This window comes from Microcella frigidaquae (assembly GCF_014200395.1).
Taxonomy (GTDB): Bacteria; Actinomycetota; Actinomycetes; order Actinomycetales; family Microbacteriaceae; genus Microcella; species Microcella frigidaquae.
Map to the genome: position 1 here is coordinate 1,838,285 of NZ_JACHBS010000001.1, position 18,931 is coordinate 1,857,215.

18 protein-coding genes are annotated in these 18,931 nt (G+C 70.0%); 10 read left to right on the forward strand and 8 right to left on the reverse strand.

Going from position 1 to position 18,931, the window contains the following annotated elements; all coding sequences use genetic code 11:
- Positions 1–19: 19 nt before the first annotated feature.
- From BJ959_RS09075 to BJ959_RS09090, 4 genes are all read right to left on the reverse strand, one after another.
- The gene (locus tag BJ959_RS09075) at positions 20–760 is read right to left on the reverse strand and encodes a FadR/GntR family transcriptional regulator (RefSeq protein ID WP_153982255.1); all 741 of its coding nucleotides are present in this window, start codon (positions 758–760) and stop codon (positions 20–22) included.
- Positions 761–854: 94 nt separating this feature from the next.
- Positions 855–1,946 (reverse strand): heme-dependent oxidative N-demethylase family protein, encoded by a 1,092-nt coding sequence (locus tag BJ959_RS09080; protein WP_153982254.1) that lies wholly within the window; start codon positions 1,944–1,946, stop codon positions 855–857.
- A gap of 9 nt (positions 1,947–1,955) precedes the next feature.
- Entirely contained in the window at positions 1,956–2,927 is a 972-nt protein-coding gene (locus BJ959_RS09085) for a PDR/VanB family oxidoreductase (protein WP_153982253.1), read from the reverse strand.
- On the reverse strand, positions 2,924–3,529 hold the full coding sequence (locus tag BJ959_RS09090) for a dimethylamine monooxygenase subunit DmmA family protein (protein WP_153982252.1): 606 nt from the start codon (positions 3,527–3,529) through the stop codon (positions 2,924–2,926). Before BJ959_RS09090 ends, BJ959_RS09085 begins: the two co-directional genes overlap by 4 nt.
- Positions 3,530–3,632: 103 nt before the next feature.
- On the opposite strand from BJ959_RS09090, the gene BJ959_RS09095 reads away from it, so the two are divergent.
- On the forward strand, positions 3,633–5,156 hold the full coding sequence (locus BJ959_RS09095) for an APC family permease (protein WP_153982251.1): 1,524 nt from the start codon (positions 3,633–3,635) through the stop codon (positions 5,154–5,156).
- 56 nt (positions 5,157–5,212) lie between these two features.
- On the opposite strand, the gene BJ959_RS09100 is transcribed toward BJ959_RS09095, so the two are convergent.
- On the reverse strand, positions 5,213–5,488 hold the full coding sequence (locus tag BJ959_RS09100) for a DUF4229 domain-containing protein (protein ID WP_153982250.1): 276 nt from the start codon (positions 5,486–5,488) through the stop codon (positions 5,213–5,215).
- Positions 5,489–5,549: 61 nt separating this feature from the next.
- Between BJ959_RS09100 and BJ959_RS09105 the strand changes: the two genes are divergently transcribed.
- The 6 genes from BJ959_RS09105 to BJ959_RS09130 all read left to right on the forward strand — a co-directional run bounded on the left by BJ959_RS09105 (position 5,550) and on the right by BJ959_RS09130 (position 11,996).
- Positions 5,550–5,903 (forward strand): PLD nuclease N-terminal domain-containing protein, encoded by a 354-nt coding sequence (locus tag BJ959_RS09105; RefSeq protein ID WP_153982249.1) that lies wholly within the window; start codon positions 5,550–5,552, stop codon positions 5,901–5,903.
- 13 nt (positions 5,904–5,916) lie between these two features.
- Positions 5,917–7,635, forward strand: a complete 1,719-nt coding sequence (gene menD / locus BJ959_RS09110) for a 2-succinyl-5-enolpyruvyl-6-hydroxy-3-cyclohexene-1-carboxylic-acid synthase (protein ID WP_153982248.1) — start codon at positions 5,917–5,919, stop codon at positions 7,633–7,635.
- A 125-nt stretch (positions 7,636–7,760) separates the two neighbouring features.
- On the forward strand, positions 7,761–8,585 hold the full coding sequence (locus tag BJ959_RS09115; RefSeq protein WP_153982247.1) for a PPK2 family polyphosphate kinase: 825 nt from the start codon (positions 7,761–7,763) through the stop codon (positions 8,583–8,585).
- 636 nt (positions 8,586–9,221) lie between these two features.
- Entirely contained in the window at positions 9,222–10,181 is a 960-nt protein-coding gene (gene lgt / locus BJ959_RS09120; RefSeq protein ID WP_341799936.1) for a prolipoprotein diacylglyceryl transferase, read from the forward strand.
- Entirely contained in the window at positions 10,178–10,435 is a 258-nt protein-coding gene (locus BJ959_RS09125) for a hypothetical protein (protein ID WP_183321959.1), read from the forward strand. Before lgt ends, BJ959_RS09125 begins: the two co-directional genes overlap by 4 nt.
- A 376-nt stretch (positions 10,436–10,811) precedes the next feature.
- Entirely contained in the window at positions 10,812–11,996 is a 1,185-nt protein-coding gene (locus BJ959_RS09130; protein ID WP_153982246.1) for a hypothetical protein, read from the forward strand.
- Here BJ959_RS09130 and BJ959_RS09135 read toward each other — a convergent pair.
- The gene (locus tag BJ959_RS09135; RefSeq protein ID WP_341799935.1) at positions 11,985–13,244 is read right to left on the reverse strand and encodes an isochorismate synthase; all 1,260 of its coding nucleotides are present in this window, start codon (positions 13,242–13,244) and stop codon (positions 11,985–11,987) included. The two genes, BJ959_RS09130 and BJ959_RS09135, sit on opposite strands and share 12 nt — an antisense overlap.
- Positions 13,245–13,324: 80 nt before the next feature.
- Between BJ959_RS09135 and BJ959_RS09140 the strand changes: the two genes are divergently transcribed.
- From BJ959_RS09140 to BJ959_RS09150, 3 genes are all read left to right on the forward strand, one after another.
- Positions 13,325–14,032 (forward strand): demethylmenaquinone methyltransferase, encoded by a 708-nt coding sequence (locus BJ959_RS09140; RefSeq protein WP_153982245.1) that lies wholly within the window; start codon positions 13,325–13,327, stop codon positions 14,030–14,032.
- A gap of 33 nt (positions 14,033–14,065) precedes the next feature.
- Positions 14,066–15,127 carry a polyprenyl synthetase family protein gene (locus BJ959_RS09145; protein ID WP_153982244.1) on the forward strand — a complete coding sequence of 354 codons (1,062 nt, stop codon included), beginning with the start codon at positions 14,066–14,068 and terminating at the stop codon, positions 15,125–15,127.
- A 104-nt stretch (positions 15,128–15,231) separates the two neighbouring features.
- Positions 15,232–16,584 carry an FAD-dependent oxidoreductase gene (locus tag BJ959_RS09150; RefSeq protein ID WP_153982243.1) on the forward strand — a complete coding sequence of 451 codons (1,353 nt, stop codon included), beginning with the start codon at positions 15,232–15,234 and terminating at the stop codon, positions 16,582–16,584.
- Between the two features lie 431 nt (positions 16,585–17,015).
- On the opposite strand, the gene BJ959_RS09155 is transcribed toward BJ959_RS09150, so the two are convergent.
- Both BJ959_RS09155 and cls read right to left on the reverse strand, forming a co-directional pair.
- Complete coding sequence (locus tag BJ959_RS09155) at positions 17,016–17,426, reverse strand: DUF1801 domain-containing protein (protein WP_153982242.1); 411 nt, start codon at positions 17,424–17,426, stop codon at positions 17,016–17,018.
- Positions 17,427–17,437: 11 nt separating this feature from the next.
- Complete coding sequence (cls, locus tag BJ959_RS09160) at positions 17,438–18,928, reverse strand: cardiolipin synthase (protein ID WP_153982241.1); 1,491 nt, start codon at positions 18,926–18,928, stop codon at positions 17,438–17,440.
- Positions 18,929–18,931 lie beyond the last annotated feature (3 nt).

Below are 18,931 nucleotides of genomic sequence, written 5' to 3' on the forward strand. Positions count from 1 at the left end.
TCGGTGCACGGGGCGTCTCTCACAGGTCGGGGTCGATCGAGAGCTTGGCGTCCATCATGCGCACCCCATCGTGCTGGAGATGCTCGCTCATCGCCAGCGCCGCGGCCGTGCCGTCGTTCGCGCGGACGGCGCGGATGACGCTCTCATGGTCGGATTCGACGACCGAGCGCGTCTGCTCGAAGTCGGAGAGGATCCAGTGCAGGGGGGCCATCTCGCTCTGGATGCGCACCTCCGCCCGCAGCAGGCGCGGCGACTGCGCGAGCACCGCGAGCTCGATGTGGAACCGGCTGTCGGCGCTCGCCGCCTCGGCAGCGGTCGCGGCGCGAGTGACGCGCGCGGCCAGCGCGGCCAGCCGCTCGATGGAGGTGCCCCAGGCGCGGGTGGCGGCGAGCCGCGCGATCGCCGAGCCGACAGCGACCTGCTCGTCGCGCAGGTCGCGCAGGTCGACCAGGCTCGACTCCCGCAGACGCTCCCGAACCTCGTCGGGGGAGGGGAACGGTGCGCGCACGATGAAGGTGCCGCCGCTGCGGCCACGGCGGGTCACGACGATCTCGCGGTCGCGGAGCTCCGACAGGCCCTTGCGGAGGGTGTTGACGGCGACGCCGAATTGCTGGGCGAGCTCGACCTCCGGCGGCAGGCGCTCCCCGACCGTCAGGAGCCCGAGTGAGATGGAGGAGAGGATGCGCTCCGCCACGGCGGCGCCGCCTGCCGAGGGGCTCGCCTCGTCGGAGAAGGGGAGCGGCCCGTGCTCCTGCACCATTCCGCTCCCCTCCCCGGTGTCGTTCCTCTGCGGGGGCGCTCCGTCAGACGGGGCCCCGAACACGACGGCTCGTCGGTAATCGTAGTGTCGCGGCTCAGGCTCCCGGCTGGATGCCGCCGTCGGCCCAGGGATACCCGCCGGCGAGCGGGGCCCCGTCGTCGTACTGCGCGAGCCAGCTCACGGCGGCCGCGTGATACCGGGTGAGGCCCTTGTAGTCGACGAGGGCCGGGTCGAGGGTCGCGAGCGCGCGGTGCAGGCGCTTCGCCCAGTCGGGCGCGTGCTCGACCAGTTCGGCGAGGCTCACCAGGTAGGTGCGCACCGGGAACACGATCGCGTTCGAGCGCGGCAGTCGGTGCAGCGGCTGCAGCTCGATGCGCAGGTGCACGAGGTCGCCCGCGTTCTCGTCGGTGACCGTCGCGCGGTCGGGCGCCCAGTCGGGCAGCGTCTCGACCGAGGTCTCCAGGCGCGGGTTGACGGTGAGCGTCCAGTTGACGCGCCGCACCGGGTGGCCCGGCTTCATGCGCAGCAGGAACTTCAGGGCGCGATCGAGGATGCCCATCTCGTGCAGCTTCGGAACCGGTCCGTGGAACTCGAAGAACCGCATCCCGACGTTGAAGCGCAGCGAGTAGTCGGCACGCTGAGTCGTCATGCCCGCCCCGATCACGAGATCGCCGTCGCGCTCTTCGAGCACCACGAACTCGCCCTGGGCCTGCCGGGTCGCGTACTCCATCGGCTCGAGCTCGAGCGTCGACGGGTCACCGAACGTGAAGGTGTCGTCGATGCCGAGCAGGCGGTTCTGCCAGTGCCACTCGTTGCCGTTCTTGGTGAGCGTGAAGTGCTCGGGATAGTCGCGGGCGTACGACTCGAACAGCAGCTCGAGCAGGTCCCACTGCGCCTCCATCATGTGCGGCAGCGCGACGTAGTGCACTCCGGGCATCTCCTCGAGCATCTGCACGCGGTGCCGGCACTCCGAGATGTAGTGCTCGTCGATGTCGAACGCCGCGCGCATGGCTCCGTCGCCGGCGGGCACGTGCGGCTCGAGGTTCATCGAGTACATGTACTCGTCGTCGGGGAACGGGAATGGCAGGCGGCGCACCCCCTCGCGCGAGTTCGCGAAGGTGTACTGCCCCTCGGGGGTGTACGTCTCGTCGGCCTTGAAGGCGGGGGGAACGGCGGTGTCGGTCATGGCTGCCTCCTAGGCGTTGATCACGAGTTTCGAGCAGGTCGCCCGCGAGACGCAGGGCATGATGATCGCGTTCGAGGCGCGGTCCTTCTCCGAGAGCCAGTCGTCCCGGTGGTCGAGAGTGCCGTCGAGTTCCAGAACCTCGGTCTCGCACTCGCCGCACGCCCCGCCGCGGCAGAGGTAGGGCAGCTTGAACCCTCTCTCCTCGACCGCTTCGAGCAGGGACTGCTCGGGCGAGACCTCGATCACGGCTCCCGACTTGGCGAGGGTGACGGTGAACGGCTCGCCCGTCGAGCCGGCATCCTCGAACTTCTCGTAGTGGATGTGCGAGTCGGTCCAGCCCTGCTCGTGGGCACGGTCAACCACGTCGTCGATCATGCGGGCGGGCCCGCAGACGTACACGTGGGTGCCGAGCGGACGCTCGGCCAGCACCGCCGCGATGTCCATCCGGCCGCGTTCGCCGTCGCCGTAGAGGGTGACGCGGTCGCCGTAGCGCTCGATCAGCTCGCGCCCCAGAGTCGCGTGCTCCGGACCGCGCACGGCCAGGTGCACCTCGAACGAGCCGCCCTTGAGGTTGAGCTCCTCGAGCTGGGCGAAGATCGGCGTGATGCCGACGCCGCCCGCGATGAACAGGTGGTGCCGGGCGTGCTTCGACAGCGGGAAGAGGTTCGCCGGGATCGTGACCGGGATGACGTCTCCGACGCTGATGCGCCGGTGCATCGCGACCGATCCGCCCTTGCCATCCTCGATGCGTCGCACCGCGATCTGGTACACGCTGGCGTCGTAGGGCGAGCTCATGAGCGAGTACGCGTTGCGGCGGGTGCCGTTCTCGGTGTCGATGAGCAGCGTCAGGTGGCTTCCGCCCGAGAAGGGCGGCAGCCACGCGCCGTCGGTCGCGCTGAGCGTGTACCGATTGATCTCCGGCGTCACCGGCTCGATGCGGTCGACGCGGAGGGCGAGCGTTCCGTTGTGGGCAGTGGTCATGTGTCCAGCTCCTCGATCTCGGGCAGTTCTCCCGGCACCTCGCCATCGGCCTTCACGCCCTGGAAGGCGGCGAGCCGGCTGGAGTAGTGGTCGCGGACGACGAGGTCGAGCTCGCATCCGGGGCAGCGGAAGACGCGCGTGGTCACGTTCTCGGTGTACGTGTCGCAGTGGGCGCACCAGACCCGGCGAACGAACGAGCCCGCGTGCTCGCGGAGGATCTCGTCGCGGTCGAGACCGTAGGCGCTCGCGACCTGCATGGCGGTGCCGATGAAGCCCTCCGAGCCGGCGAGGTAGAGGCGCGTGCCCATGTTGGCGGTCGACAGCACGTCGTCGAGCGCCTGGAGGGCCTCGCTGTTGGTCGCCACGACCCGCAGCTCGACGTCGTCCTGGTCCTGGAGTTCGCTCAAATAAGAGTTGCCAGTGAATGATTCTGTGGAGTAGACGACGGTCGTCGACGCCCGCTGGCCGGCCGTCATCTCCGCGAGGAGGCGGAGCACGGGCTTGCCGCCGCTGCCCTGCGCGACCGCGATATGCCGCAGTCCGCTGGCCATCGGCACGAGCTGGTCATAGACCGGGCGGCTCTTGATCCCGGTGATCAACATTGATCTCACCTCTTCCGTTCGGTTTCGTGCATAATAATGCCTTGATGCAGGTTTTACGCAAGTAGGCCGGCGCGTACCGTTCAATGACGATCGAAAGGCAGCCATGAGCCAGACACCTCCCCAGCCGACGACGCTGGGCGACGGCGAGCACCTCGAGGTGCTCGGATACGACGACACCTTCCAGCGCTCCATGAGCCTCTGGGCGAACTTCGCCCTCGGCTTCACGTACCTCTCGCCCATCGTGGGCGTCTACTCGCTCTTCGCGCTGTCGCTCAGCGTCGGCGGGCCGCCCTCCATCTGGTGGATCTTCATCGTCGGCGCCGGGCAGCTGCTCGTCGCCCTCGTCTTCGGCGAGGTCGTCTCGCAGTACCCGATCCACGGCGGCATCTACCCCTGGGCCCGGCGCCTATGGGGCCGCCGCTACGCCTGGCTCGCCGGATGGGTCTACATCTGGGCGATGATCGTCACGGTCACCGCTGTGGCCGAGTACGGGGCGGGCTTCGCCGCCAGCCTCATCGGGATCGAGTCGAACGCGACCTCGAACCTGCTGATCACCCTCGCGCTGCTGCTGCTCGCCCTGGGCATCAACTTCTCGGGCACCAAGTGGCTCGCCCGCGTGGCCCGCATCGGCCTCGCCGCTGAACTCGTCGGCGTCATCGGCCTCGGGCTCTACCTGCTGATCTTCCAGCGCCGCAACGACTTCAGCGTCTTCTTCGACTCGATGGGGGTGGAGGGCGACGGCACGTACCTCGCCGCGTTCTTCGGTGCGGCGCTCGCCGGCCTGTTCCTCTTCTACGGGTTCGAGGCCTGCGGCGATGTCGCCGAGGAGGTCGCGCAGCCCGCGCGCCGCATCCCGGTCGCGATGATCCTGACGATCCTCGTCGGTGGCGTCTCCGCGCTGTTCTCGTTCAGCGGCTACGTGCTCGCGGCACCGAACCTGCAGGATATCGTCTCCGGGGCCGATGCCGACCCGATCCCGAGCATCCTCGAGGCCACGCTCGGCCCGGTCGGAGCGAAGGTCTTCCTCGCCATCACCGTCACCGCGTTCATCTCGTGCGTGCTGAGCCTCCAGGCCGCGGCCAGCCGCCTCCTGTTCGCCTTCGGCCGCGACGGCATGCTGCCCGGCCACCGCTGGCTGGCGAAGGTCTCGCCGCGCAACAAGGTGCCCGCCAACGCCCTGATCGTCGCCTGCACCATCCCGGCGATCATCGCCGTTCTGGTGTGGATCAACGCCGACCTGCTCGTTCCGGTCACCGCGTTCGCCGTGCTCGGCATCTACGTCGCGTTCCAGATGGTCGTGCTCGGCGCGCTCCGCCAGCGCGTCAAGGGCTGGCGCCCGGCCGGCCCGTTCTCGCTGGGCCGCGCTGGCTTCATCGTGAACGTGCTCGCGCTCGCCTACGGCATCTTCGCGATGTACCTGCTCGCGCAGCCCGGCGCGTCGGGCGACTTCTTCACCGACTGGGTGGTGCTCATCGGCCTCGGCGTCGTGGCCGTCACGGGTCTCGCCTACCTGCTGATCGCGCGGCCCGAGCGCGGGTCGACCGCCCCCGAGGGCGATGCGATCGCGGTGGCCGACGAGATCCGCCGCCGCACGGGAGCGATCCCGACGGTCTCCCGCGAGTCCTGACGCCGAGCGCCCTTCCGGCCGTGACCACGATCACGGCCGGAAGGGCGCCGTCGTGTCTACGGGGTGGGGGACGACGGTGAGGAGGAGGACGGATCCGCGGCGGCGTCCTCGGCCTCCGCATCCGGGTCAGCAGCCGGCTTCTCGCGGCGCGCGGCGAGGTCGAGCGCCACGGCGTCGCGCAGCGTGCCGAAGAAGATGTACGACACGGTCATGGCGATGATCGAGGCCACGATGGCGGCCCACCACCAGTCGAGCTGGATGGCCATCAGCACTCCGAAGGTGACGCCGAACAGGCCGAGGCGCAGCAGTGTGTACTGGATCCAGGGGCTCACCCGATCAGTCTACGAGCGCCCTCTCGGTGCCCGCCCAGAAGCCCAGGCCTACACTCGAAGCATGACCCGCCTCCTGATCGTGCTCGTCGTGGTCGCTGTCGCCTTCACGGTGTACACGCTCGTCGACGTGCTGCTGACTGAGCGCGCGCGGGTCCGGGCGTTCCCGAAGTCGGTCTGGGCCATCGGCGTCGTGCTGCTGCCGGTGATCGGCGGAGTGCTGTGGCTCGCGGTCGGCAAGGCCCGCCGCCGCGGCGGCGTCGCCCGGCCCATCGCGCCCGACGACGACCCGACCTTCCTGCGCACGCTCTCGGCGGAGGAGCTCGCCAAGCGCGCCGAGCAGGATGAGCGTCTGCGCCGCCTCGAGCAGGAGCTCGCAGACCTCGACGATGACCCTCCCGCCGCCCCCGAGCGCTGACCCGGGTCCGGCGATGCCAACGCCGCCGGCCGCGGAGAGCGCGCCATCGCCCGCGAGCGCCGCGGCGATGGCCCTGCTGGCCGGGCTGATCCGGCACGGGGTGACCGACCTCGTGCTCAGCCCCGGCTCGCGCTCGCAGGCGCTGGCCCTCGCCGCCGCCGCGCTCGCCCGCGCCGGGCACCTGCACCTGCACGTGCGGATCGACGAGCGCGTCGCCGGGTTCACCGCGCTCGGCCTCGCGGTCGAGACCGGCCGCCCGGTCGCGATCGTCTGCACCTCGGGAACCGCCGTCGCCAATCTGCACCCCGCCGTGCTCGAGGCGCACCACTCGGGCGTGCCCCTGATCGTGCTGACCGCCGACCGCCCTGCCGAGCTGCGGGGCATCGGCAGCAACCAGACGACCGTGCAGCCGGGCATCTTCGGCGACCTCGTGCGGGCCGACTGGGATGTCGCGGCTCCCGTCGGGGCGGCCCACGAGGTCGACGACGCGGGCGACCTGGCCGAGCTCGCCGTCCGCGCCGCGGCGGAGGGCCCGGTGCACGTGAACCTCGCCTACCGCGAGCCGCTCAGCGGAGCCGTGGAGCTTCCCGCCGACCTCGCCGCGGGCGAGCATCCGGCCGCCGGGGCCGCCGTCGACGAAGCCGCACCGGGCGATCGGCGCGACCGCGTCGTGCTCGACCTCGAGCCCGACGACGCGACCGTTGTCATCGCGGGCACCGGCGCCGGGCCGCTCGCGACGGAGCTCGCCGAGAAGCTCGGCGCCCCGCTCATCGCCGAGGTCGCGAGCGAGTCGCGCTTCGGTCGGCACGTCGTCGCGGCCTACCGGGAGGTCCTGCGCGGCCCGCACGGCGACGCCGTCGCCCGCGCGATCGTCGTCGGCCACCCCACGCTGAGCCGCGAGGTGCCCGCGCTGCTGCAGCGGCCCGACGTCGAGGCGATCGTCATCCGCACCCCGGGCGTCGAGGCCTACGACCCCGGCAGACGCGGGCGCATCGTCGACGGCGTCCGCGTGCACGGCACCCCCGACCCCGCGGTCGTTCGACGCTGGGTGGGCGGCTGGGTCGCGATGTCGCGCGCCGTCCTCGAGTCGGAGGCGCCCGACGACCCCGCTCCCGACCTCGGCGCGGCGGTCTCGGAGGACCCGAGCGTGCGCGCCGCCTTCGCTCGCGCCGAGATGGCGATCCTGCGCGCCCCCGTCGACCGGCGGATGCTCGCCCGCGCGCTCTGGGCATCCACCTGGCCGCACGACCGCCTCGTGCTGGGGGCGTCGCGCCTCATCCGCGAGGCCGACCGCATCGTGCCCGGCAAGAGGATCCCCGTGCACGCCAATCGCGGCCTCGCCGGCATCGACGGGACGATCTCGACCGCGGCCGGCATCGCGCTCGCCGCCCGCCGCTCGGAGCGCCACGGCGTCGTGCGCGTGCTGCTCGGCGATCTCGCCGCGGTGCACGACGCGGGAGCCCTGCTCGTTCCGCTGCCCGACGACGTCTCGCTGCACGTGTTCGTCGGCGACGACGGCGGGGGAACGATCTTCGACTCGCTCGAGGTCGCCGCGACGGCCGATGCCGACGACTTCGCGCGCGTCATGCGCACGCCCGTAGCCGTCGACTTCGCGGCGCTCGCCGCCGCTGGCGGGTGGGAGTACCGCCGCGTCACGACGCGCGCCGAGCTCGACGACGCCCTCACGGCGCGCGAGCGCCTGCTGCTCGTGCACGTGCCCCTCGAGCCGTAGGCGCTCAAGGTCCTTCGCCGTCTGCTGCGCTCACGATGCAGAGGAGTGACGAAATCCGATTACGTCACTCCTCCACATCGTGAGGATGCTCGACGCGGGGACCGCGAGCCGCGTAGCGTCGCCGCATGGATCAGCTGCTGCGCGCCGGCGCCGACGTGCGCCTCGCCGACCTCGACACCCGTGCGACCCCCGGCTTCGACGGCGACAAGGCCGCGGGCGAGGCGGCGCTCGCCGCCGGCGCCGACGAGCTCGGCGCCCTGCAGGAGAAGCTCTTCGCCGCGAGCCGCGCGGGCGACGAGCGGCGCATCCTCCTCGTCCTCCAGGCGATGGACACCGCGGGCAAGGGCGGCATCCTCCGCCACGTCGTCGGCGCCGTCGACCCGCAGGGCGTTGCCCTCGCCGCCTTCAAGAAGCCCACGCCGGAGGAGCTCGCCGAGCACTTCCTCGCCCGCATCGAGCGCCGTCTGCCCGGCCCCGGCATGATCGGCGTCTTCGACCGCTCGCACTACGAGGACGTCCTCATCGCTCGCGTCCGCGAGCTCGCCCCCGCCGACGAGATCGAGCGCCGCTACGGCGAGATCCGCGACTTCGAGCGCCGACTCGTCGACGACGGCACGCGGGTCATCAAGGTCATGCTCCACATCTCGCCCGACGAGCAGAAGGAGCGCCTCCAGGAGCGCCTCGACCGCGCGGACAAGCACTGGAAGTACAACCCCGGCGACGTCGATGAGCGGATGCTCTGGCCGACGTACATGGAGGCCTACGAGCGTGCCATCGCCGAGACCGACGCCGACCACGCGCCCTGGTTCGTCGTGCCGGCCGACCGCAAGTGGTTCGCTCGGCTCGCCGTCCAGCACCTCCTGCTGCGCGAGCTCCGCGCCCTCGACCCCCAGTGGCCGGCGGCGGATTTCGACGTTGATGTGGAGCACGAGCGCCTGGCCGGGTCCTAGGGCTTCGCCACGACAGGTTCGACGGCTCGCTATGATCAGACTCATGCGACGTCAGGACGGCTCGGGCTTCATGGTGCCCTCCAGTCGCGAGCTCATCGTTCGCGGTGTTGTCGCGGCCCTGGGCACCTTCATCATCGTCACCTGTGCACTAATCGCCGGAACCGGGTTCCCCGCCGCGGCCTCGGCAGGCATTCCTCTTGTGGATGACTCGACCGCCCGGGTCGATTCGCCCGGAAGCGTCGCCGTCGAGTCGAGGCCCTCTAGCCCGGCCGTCGCGCCTCCGGGAGGGTCGCTCACGGAGCCCTGCCCCGACTCTGAACTAGCCGGAACGGCGGGTTCTGCACTTTCACTGGTCGCGGCCGTGAGTCTCCGCTCCTTCGCCGACAAGCCGGACGGATCGCAACCGGCGCGGGCGGGGTTCTCGATACCGGACTCGACGAGAATGCCCTGGCTTCGGCCCGACCTGATGTCCTTGTCTGTCTGCGTGCGCTGATCACGCGCCAGCATCGACGGCGTCCGCAGTCCACCGCATTCCAGCGACGCTTCGCTTCTCGGCCCTCGTAGCAGGAACCGGACCAAGCCCGGTCCCGCTCACCACTTCCGGCGGTCAGCAGTTCGGCCGCACCATCTCGGCTCGTGGCAACCACGACGCCACTGGATACATCGGAGCTTTTCGTGATCTTTCGTATCAAACCACTCGAATACGGGCTATACAGTCCGGACGTCAACTCGCTCGATCTGGGGTTCGTCGAGATTCGCTTCTACGCTCTCTTCATCCTGTTGGGGATGGCGGTCGCGGTCATCATCATGACCCGCCGTCTTCGACGACGAGAGCTTCCCCAGGAAGCAGCTCTGACGATCGCACTGTGGGCCGTGCCCTTCGGCATCATCGGAGCCCGCTTCTATCACGTTCTCACCCACCCCACCGACTACTTCTTCGAGGGGGCAGACCTGTGGAAGGTCTTCGCGATCTGGGAAGGGGGTATCGCCATCTTCGGCGCCGTTCTCGCCGGATCCATCGGCGTGTGGATCGGTTCGCGTCAAGAAGGCGTCAGATTCATCGACGCGGCCGATGCTCTCGTCCCCGGGCTCCTTCTCGCTCAGGCAATCGGACGGATGGGCAACTTCGTCAATCAAGAACTGTTCGGAACGGCGACCACATTGCCCTGGGGGCTCCACGTAGACCCGCGTAACGCCGCGATCCCCCCAGGGACGCCAGACGGAACGCTCTTCCACCCACTGTTTCTCTACGAGATGCTCTGGAATGTTGTCGGCTTCGCGGTCATAGTGGTCGCCGAACGGCTGTGGCGACGCAGCCGAGCGTCGGACGTCCCCCGAGGCCTTGCGCTGGGACTTTATCTCCTCTGGTACGGAGTTGGAAGGGCCTGGTTCAACACGTTCCGTCTCGACCCGACCGAGTTCGAGGTGCTCGGCATCAAGGTCAACGTCGTGACCGCCGCGCTCGCGGCATTGGTCGGCGTGGCGTTCATCGCGCTTGCGCTCGCACGGCGGCTTGAGAGAACAGGCGCGGTTCTCCACGCGGCGGCCCCAGAAGATCGCAGTTCTTCGAGTGCGGCGGGAGGCGGACGATCATGAGAATCGCGCGTCCGTGGCCGCGGAAGACGATGGACGATTACACTCGCCGCCGACTGTACCTGCGCGTCGGCCAGGTCATCATGGTGGCGGGGGGGATTATGGCGGTCGTCCACTGGCTGACGCACCTGGAGGCGTTCGGGCCCGAACAGCCTCCACTGTGGCTCGACCTTGCCGTCGGGTACCCGATGGCCATGCTGCTGTTGGTCCTCGGTGGTGTAGTCGCTAGTCGAAAGCCGAAAACCCGGAACAACTAACGCCTGCCGCTCCCCGCGGTGGTGCCAACGGCTCGCGACTTGCTGGCACGATGGTACCCCCCTGGGGTACCATCGTGCCACGATGACGAACGCAAGCCCCCCGCCGTCCTCTCGCAATGGGCGAGAGTTAACTGCGCCGATAACCGTGCGGTGGCTGGCAGTCGTCGCCGGCGTGATGGCAGTCGCCGCGACTTACTGGGATGGCGCGTGGCATACTCATCTCGGGCGAGATAGTACGTTTGCCGCTCCTCACCTCCTGCTGTACGCGAGTATCGCCCTCGCTGCGGTGGCCGTGGGGGCGTGGGCATTGACGATTCTGATCGTCCACCGTTCAGTTGCGTCAGCATTTCGGAACCTAGCATTGAGGCTCGCTGCAGTGGCGCTCGCAGTCATTGCTGGCTCCGCGGTGCTCGATGTGGTCTGGCACGAATACTTTGGGCGTGATTCGGTTCTCTGGTCCCCTCCGCACCTTCTCGGAGTCATCGGAAGTCTGGTGCTGGTAGTAGGTTTTGCGATCAGCAGAGGCGAAGTCGGCAGATCTCGGCTGAACGGTGTGTTACTGGGGGTTGTGCTTGTAAGCGCCGCCATGCTGCCCGTGATGGAGTACGACTCTCGGGTGCCGCAATTCTCGGAACTGCTGTATCTCCCCATCGTCGTCGTCGCCGCGCTGTTCGCCGCGTGGGTGGTCGACGGCACAATGAGCGGTACCCGCATCATGACGCTGGTCGTTCTTGGCGTGATTCTCGAGAGAGCGGTCATTTGGGGAGTTCTGACGTGGTGGAATTGGCCGGCGGTCGACGTGCCGCTCGCGCTACTCGGACTCGTGGTCCTCGACCTGCCGCGGGTGCGAGCGGGCACGAAGCGGGCTCTTGCCACGATCGCCCTGACGCTCATCCAGCTAGCGGCGTCGGTCACGGGCCTCAGTAGCGTGGCTGCCGAGTCAGTCCTCCCCTCTGCGGTTGTCCTTCTTGTGGTGGCGATCGGATGGCTCCTCATCGCTCACCGTTCAGGAAGAACGTCCGTCGCAGCGGGAGTGATCATGCTGGTTGCGACATCGGTCGGCGTCGACGCTGCGCCAGCGTTCGCCCACGATCCCGGCCAGGGCACCGATCGTGGAGAGATCAGCATGACCGTTGAGCGTCGAGGGTCGCAGGTACTTGTCACGGTCGAGCCCGTCACCTCGAGCGCGCCAATTCGGCTCGAGCGCATCGTCGCCCGACGTGCGGGTGAGATCATTACCGCGACGCACCAGCTGCCGGGTGACGAGCCCGGTGTGGTTCGCGGCTCGCTCAATCTTGCCGACGACGATGCCCTGTGGTTCATCTACGCCGAGTTCTCATCGTCGATCGGGCCGCTCGAGTCGTGGATCACCGTGGAACCGGATGGAGTCCGCGCCGATGTTCGGCCGCTCTACCAGCCACCAGTTTCTCCCATCAATGATGTCGAGTTCATCGCGGCAAGCACGCTCGTGTACGTCCTGGCCGCTGCCATCCTTGTCGTGGCGGTGCGGGCAGTTCGACGGTCAAGACGCGAGCGATGCGCCGTGCGATCACCGCAGTGAGTCCGCGATCGGCCGGAATTTCATGCGCGTCTCGGCGAGCTCCGATTCCGGATCCGAGTCGGCGACGATGCCGGCCCCCGCGTACGCCGTGAGCGTCCCGTCGCCGTCGATGCGTGCGCACCGCAGCGCGATCACCCACTCGCCGTCGCCGTCCTGGTCGATCCAGCCGACCGGCCCGGCGTAGCGGCCGCGGTCGAAGGGCTCGAGCTCGGCGATGAGCGCGAGCGCCGCATCCGTCGGAGAGCCCGCGACGGCCGCCGTCGGGTGCAGGGCCGCCACGACGTCGAGCGCACTGGCTCCCGCCCCCAGCTGCACCTCGACGTCGGTGGCCAGGTGCCAGAGGTTGGGCAGCTTCAGCGTGAACGGCAGCTCGCTCGCCATCACCGCACGGGCGTGCGGACGCAGCGCGTCGAGCACGCTCTGCACCGCGAACGCGTGCTCGTCGAGGTCTTTGGGGCTCGTGGCCAGCCGGGCGGCGGCGGCCGCATCGTCGGCGCTGCTCGCGCCGCGGGCGGTGCTGCCGGCGAGCACGCGCGCCGAGCCCTCACCGGCGTGCACGCTGATCAGCGTCTCGGGGCTCGCGCCCAGCAGCCCGTCGACGGCGAAGGTCACGCAGTCGGGGTAGCGATCGGCGAGGTCGCGCAGCAGCGCCCGCCGGTCGGCATCGGGCGGGATGCTCGCCGTCGCATCGCGCGCGATCACCACCTTCTCGACCCGCCCCTCGCGGATCGCCGCGACGGCCCGACCGACGACCGCCGTGAACTGCTCGCGGCTCAGCGACGCCGCGGCGAGGGTCGCCCGCGGGCGCGCGCCGAACGGCCGGGGATCGGGCAGCAGCGCGGTGCCGGTGACCCCCGTCGGCGCGTCGGCGGGGGTGATGCTCGTCACCCAGCTGACCCCGGCGTGCCGGCCGACGATCACCTCGGGGACGACGAGCACGCTGTGCTCGGCCGAGTCGTCGGCGAAGGCGAACGATCCGAGGGCGACCAGTCCCGAGCCGGGGCGGTGCACGGCATCGTCGACGCTGGCGGCCTGCGCGATCGCGCGCCAGTCGGCGGCCGCTGCGCGCAGGCGGTCGGGGCCTGAGAAGGTGAGGCGCAGGCGCTCGCCGAGACCGACGATGCCGTCACCGCGGCGCAGGGCCACGAGCGGCGCGAGAGGGTCGGCATGCGCCAGCAGGATCTCGGGATCGGCGACCTCGACGGTCACCGCCCGCAGCGCGGCGACGGGCGCGACAGGGGCAGGCACATCGCCAGGGTACTCGGCACCCGACAGTCCCCCAGGCGGCTCCCGGCGAACCCGCGGGCGCCGCTCACTAGACTCGGGGTGTGACGAGAGCCGACCTGTCGAAGAGCCCGCGCGACGTCGCGGCGATGTTCGACGGCGTCGCCCGCGGCTACGACCGCACGAATGCCGTGCTCTCCGTGGGCAACGCCGCGCTGTGGCGCATCGCGACCGTGCGCGCGGTCGACCCGCAGAAGGGCGAGCGCGTGCTCGACATCGCCGCCGGCACGGGCACCAGCTCGGCCGCGCTGGCCAAGAGCGGGGCCGAGGTGATCGCCCTCGACTTCTCTCCCGGCATGGTCGAGGAGGGGCGCAAGCGCCACCCCGACCTCATGTTCGTGCAGGGCGACGCCGAGAAGCTGCCCTTCGCCGACGGCGAGTTCGACGCGGTCACGATCAGCTTCGGGCTCCGCAATGTGCAGCATCCGCAGGTCGCCCTCGCGGAGATGCACCGCGTGCTCAAGCCGGGCGGCCGTGTCGTCATCTGCGAGTTCTCCCGCCCGCCCCTCGGGGTGCTGCGGGCCGGGTACCACGCCTACCTGCGGCACGTGATGCCGCTCATCGCGGGGGCGGCGAGCTCGAATCCGGATGCCTACACCTACCTGTTCGAGTCGATTCGCGAGTGGCCCGCGCAGCCGGAGCTCGCCCAGTGGCTCCGGGAGGCCGGCTTCGAGCGCGTCGGCTACCGCAACCTGACCTTCGGTGTCGTCGCCCTCCACCGCGGCCGCACGCCCGACAGCACCGCGCACTGAGCCCGCATCCTCCGCAGACAGATCGGCAGACCGTTGACCCGCCTCCCTCCGCTCGCCCGCCGCAGCAAGACGCTCAGCGCGTCGCTCGGACTCGGCGAGAAGCTGTTCGCCTCCAGCGAGGAGCGCCGCTTCGCCGACGCGATCGAGACCGGCCTCGCCGAGGTCGAGGAGGGCCTGCTGCGCGAGGTCGCCTTCGCCGACGACATGGCCGACGTCACCTCGCGCTACCTGCTCGAGGCGGGAGGCAAGCGCATCCGTCCGGTGCTGACTCTGCTCACCGCGCAGCTCGGCGAGGGCAACAACCCCGCCGTCATCACCGCGGCGCAGGCCGTCGAGATCACCCACCTGGCCTCGCTGTACCACGACGACGTCATGGACGAGGCGGAGATGCGCCGCGGCGTGCCGAGCGCGCAGAACGTGTGGGGCAACTCGGTCGCAATCCTCACGGGCGATCTGCTCTTCGCGCGCGCGAGCAAGCTCGTGGCCGGGCTCGGCGAGGGCGCGATCAAGCTGCAGGCCGACACCTTCGAGCGACTCTGTCTCGGCCAGCTGCACGAGACGATCGGCCCCCGGCCGGGGGATGACCCGATCGAGCACTACCTGCAGGTGCTCGCCGACAAGACCGGCTCGCTGATCGCCGCCGCCGCCCACATGGGCGTCATCTTCTCCAAGGCGCCGGAGGAGCTCTCGGCCCCGGTCGTCGCCTTCGGCGAGAAGATCGGCGTCGCCTTCCAGCTCATCGACGACGTCATCGACCTGGCCGAGCCGGAGGAGACCGGCAAGGCGCAGGGCACCGACCTGCGCAGCGGGGTGGCGACACTGCCCCTGCTGTTTCTGCGTCGTGCCGCGCTCACCGACCAGGAGGCCGCCGCGCTCCTCGCCCGCATCGAGCGCAGCGTCGGGGCGGATCCCGACGACCCGGAGCTCGCGGAGGCCATCGCCGAGCTCCGCGCGCACGCCGTCACCGCCGAGACCCTCGACGAGGCGCGCCGCTGGGCCGCCGAGGCGGTCGCGGCCCTCGCGCCCCTGCCGGAGGGCCCCGTCAAGCTGGCGCTCACCAAGTTCGCCGAAGCCGTGGTCGAGCGCAGCACCTGAGTCGTTCCCACCGGGTCGCCCTCCGAGCCGCTCGGGGCGCCCCGCCACCACCCCGCGCGCCGCGCCGCGCACCTCATCCCGATCAGAGAAAGAACCGCACGCCGATGACCAAGCTCAGGCTCGCCATCGTGGGCGCCGGCCCCGCCGGCATCTACGCCGCCGACATCCTCCTCAAGCACGAGCGGTCGTTCGACGTCTCGATCGACCTGTTCGAGCAGCTGCCCGCGCCGTACGGGCTCGTGCGCTACGGGGTCGCCCCCGACCACCCGCGCATCAAGGGCATCATCAACGCGCTGCGCGAGGTTCTCGACTCGGGCGACATCCGCATCTTCGGCAATGTGCGCTACGGGGTCGACATCACGCTCGACGATCTGAAGCGCCACTACAACGCGGTCATCTTCGCGACGGGGGCGATTCGGGATGCGGAGCTCAGCATCCCCGGAATCGACGCGCACGGCAGCTACGGCGCGGCCGACTTCGTCAGCTGGTACGACGGCCACCCGGACGTTCCCCGCACGTGGCCGTTGGATGCCTCGTCGGTCGCCGTCATCGGCAACGGCAACGTCGCCCTCGATGTCGCGCGGATGCTCGTCAAGCACCCGGTCGACCTGCTGCCGACGGAGGTTCCCGACAACGTCTACGACGGCCTCCAGGCGTCGCCGGTGACCGATGTGCACGTGTTCGGCCGACGTGGTCCGATGCAGGTGAAGTTCACCCCGCTCGAGCTGCGCGAGCTCGGCGAGCTGCGCGACGTCGACATGATCGTGCACGAGGAGGACTTCGACTACGACGAGGCCTCGCAGCGGGCGATCGAGTCGAACAAGCAGATCACGGTCATCGACCGCATCTTCACCCAGTGGCGCCAGCGCCAGACCGGGCAGGCCTCGCGCCGCCTGCACCTGCACTTCTACGCGAAGCCGCTCGAGGTCGTGACGGACGCCGACGGCCGCGTCGCGGCATTCCGGTACGAGCGCACCGAGCCGGATGGCCAGGGCGGCGTGCGTGGCACCGGGGAGGTGCGCGAGGTCGCCGTGCAGGCGCTCTACCGAGCCGTCGGCTACTTCGGCTCGCCGCTCGACGGCATCCCCTTCGACGACCGCCACGGCGTGATCCCGAACCACGAGGGCCAGGTGCTCGCGGACGACAACAGCGTCATGTCGGGCGTCTACGCGACCGGCTGGATCAAGCGCGGCCCGGTCGGCCTCATCGGCCACACCAAGAGCGACGCCATGGAGACCATCCAGCACCTGGTGACCGACCAGGCCTCGTGGTGGAACCCGGCCGAGCCGGACGAGCAGGCCGTCGTCGACCTGCTGCAGTCGCGCGGCGTGCTGTGGACCGATCTCGAGGGCTGGCACCGCCTCGACGCCCACGAGGTCGCCCTCGGCGCCCCTCAGGGCCGCGAGCGCATCAAGGTCGTCCCGCGCGACGAGATGATCCGCATCTCGCGCGACTAGCGCTTCACCTCAGGGCGCGCGCGTCTCGACGCCACGGCGGTGGGTATGCCGGGGGAGGCAGATGTGCACGGCCGCGTCATCTCCGCTCAGCGGGAGGACTCCGTACCACTGCAGTGCGCTGCCGCACGCGAGTGGGCCGCCGTGCCTCCATGCCTCGCGCACCTCGGCGGGCACCTCGGCGGAGCAGTACCAGCCGCGCCCTCCTCTCCGACCGTCTTCGACGGCGAGCCTCCGTCTCGACCCCGCGCGCCAGGGCGGGGGAGGGATGGTGCGTCTCCACAGGGGCGGGACGCTGCGCCCCGGCGCCCCTGCGGGGGCCTTGTGTCCGTTCCTGCTCCTTCCGCAACCACGGAGCGCGTGAGCTCAATTCACCCGTTCTGTTGTTGTGGAAGGAGTGCCGAGTGGAGAGTCGGGTGCGGCGCCGGGAGCGCTCAGACGGCGTCGGCGGCCGTCACCTGCCACGACAGCGCCACGAGCTCGCGCAGCACCGCGAGGTCGAGGCGGTCGAGCCGGGTGGCGTACACGCAGTCGACCCCGGAGGTGTGAGGGCCGAGGCGGTCGAGCAGCGGCCCCGCATCCGGATGCGTCTGCAGGCCGTAGAGCGACAGCTTCGCCTTCCGCGGCGAGAAGGCGGCGCGCGGCCAGACGCCTTCGTGCCCGCTGGCGTACCGGTACGCATACTGCCCGAAGCCGATCATCGACGGGCCCCACATGACCGGCTCTGCTCCGGTGACCTCGCGGAACAGCGCGACGAGCTCGGCGCCCTCCGCGCTGCGGCGCGCGTCGAGCGTCGCGAGGAACTCCTCGACGGGAATGTCCGTCGGCAGCGTCTTCTGCGTCATCCCTGTCCTCCCTACTGAACAGTCGCGGTGACCCGCGCCAGGTCGTCGAAGATGCGCATGTGCGCCGGGCGGTGCAGCCAGGCGTCGAGGGTGAGCTCGCGCGAGTTCTCGCGGTACGACTGCTCGATCGCCCGCAGCTCCCTGATGATGGATGCCCCGCGCACCATCACCGACACCTCCAGGTTGAGGCTGAACGACCGCATGTCCATGTTGCTCGAGCCGATGATGGCGACCTGGTCGTCGATCGTGAAGTGCTTGGCGTGCAGGATCGTCGGCGACCGGTAGAGCCAGATGCGCACCCCGGCCCGCAGCAGCTCCTCGTAGTACGAGCGCTGGGCGTGGAAGACGAGCGTCTGATCTCCGATCTCCGAGACGAAGAGCTGCACGTCGAGCCCGCTCTGCGCGGCGGTCGTGATCGCGTACCGCATCGATTCGTCCGGCACGAAGTAGGGCGAGCAGATCTGGATCTGGTGCTGCGCGGCGTAGACGAGCGAGTTGAACAGGCGCAGGTTGTTCTCGCCCTCGAAGGCGGGACCGCTCGGCACCACCTGCGCGTCGAGCCCCTCGGCCGGGTCGATCTCGAGCGGGATCACCGTCTCGCGCAGCAGGAGCTCGTCGGTCTCGCTGTACCAGTCGGTAGCGAACAGCGCCTCGATGCCCGCCACGATGGGCCCCTCGAAGCGCACCATCAGCTCCTTCCAGGCGAGGCGTGAGCCGTCGAGCCGCCGCCGCCGGCCGTAGCCGCGCTCGATGAGGTTCTGCGAGCCGGTGAAGCCGATTGAGCCGTCGACGATGAGGAACTTGCGGTGGTTGCGGAGATCCGGGCGCTGCCACTGCCCGCTGAACGGCTTGAGCGGCAGCATCGGGTGGTGCTGAGCGCCGATGGCGTCCAGCCGTCGGCGCATCCGCCGGTAGCCGCGCACCCGCAGCGACGCGACATGGTCGTACAGCACCCGTACGGTGACGCCGCGCCGCACCGCGTCGTCGAGCGCGGCGAAGAACGGCTCGGTCTCGTCGTCGACCGACATGATGTAGAACTCGACGTACACCGAGCGCTCGGCCTGCTGCACCGCCTCCGTCATCGCCGCGATCGACGCGCTGTAGTCGGTGAACACGGTCGCGGCGTTTCCGCCGACGAGCGGCATCGCGCCCAGGTTGCGGTTGAGCTCGACGATCGGCTGAAGCCACGGCGGCCACGCGCCGTCCTGACTCACCCGGTCCATGCCCTCGGTCGTCTCGAGGATGTACCGGTTGATCTCCTCCTGCTGCTTCCGTCGCCGCTTCGGCAGCCGGCGGGAGCCGAGCATCAGGAAAAGCAGGAAGCCGATGAGCGGCAGGATGTAGATCAGCAGCAGCCAGGCCAGCGCGCTCTGCGGCCGGCGGTTGCGCGGCACGACGACCAGCGAGACGAGCGCGATCGTCACGATGAGCACCAGCACCAGCACGCTGGCGATCAGCACGACCCAGGCTCCGGCCCCGCTGATCGTCACGTCGCCGGGCATCGC

What these genes read in the sequence shown, in the direction of transcription:
- BJ959_RS09075 (WP_153982255.1), bottom strand. Translation starts at nt 760, where the DNA reads ATGGTGCAGGAGCACGGGCCGCTCCCCTTCTCCGACGAGGCGAGCCCC.
- BJ959_RS09080 (WP_153982254.1), bottom strand. Translation starts at nt 1,946, where the DNA reads ATGACCGACACCGCCGTTCCCCCCGCCTTCAAGGCCGACGAGACGTAC.
- BJ959_RS09085 (WP_153982253.1), bottom strand. Translation starts at nt 2,927, where the DNA reads ATGACCACTGCCCACAACGGAACGCTCGCCCTCCGCGTCGACCGCATC.
- BJ959_RS09090 (WP_153982252.1), bottom strand. Translation starts at nt 3,529, where the DNA reads ATGTTGATCACCGGGATCAAGAGCCGCCCGGTCTATGACCAGCTCGTG.
- BJ959_RS09095 (WP_153982251.1), top strand. Translation starts at nt 3,633, where the DNA reads ATGAGCCAGACACCTCCCCAGCCGACGACGCTGGGCGACGGCGAGCAC.
- BJ959_RS09105 (WP_153982249.1), top strand. Translation starts at nt 5,550, where the DNA reads ATGACCCGCCTCCTGATCGTGCTCGTCGTGGTCGCTGTCGCCTTCACG.
- menD (WP_153982248.1), top strand. Translation starts at nt 5,917, where the DNA reads ATGCCAACGCCGCCGGCCGCGGAGAGCGCGCCATCGCCCGCGAGCGCC.
- BJ959_RS09115 (WP_153982247.1), top strand. Translation starts at nt 7,761, where the DNA reads ATGGATCAGCTGCTGCGCGCCGGCGCCGACGTGCGCCTCGCCGACCTC.
- BJ959_RS09125 (WP_183321959.1), top strand. Translation starts at nt 10,178, where the DNA reads ATGAGAATCGCGCGTCCGTGGCCGCGGAAGACGATGGACGATTACACT.
- BJ959_RS09150 (WP_153982243.1), top strand. Translation starts at nt 15,232, where the DNA reads ATGACCAAGCTCAGGCTCGCCATCGTGGGCGCCGGCCCCGCCGGCATC.
- BJ959_RS09155 (WP_153982242.1), bottom strand. Translation starts at nt 17,426, where the DNA reads ATGACGCAGAAGACGCTGCCGACGGACATTCCCGTCGAGGAGTTCCTC.
- cls (WP_153982241.1), bottom strand. Translation starts at nt 18,928, where the DNA reads ATGCCCGGCGACGTGACGATCAGCGGGGCCGGAGCCTGGGTCGTGCTG.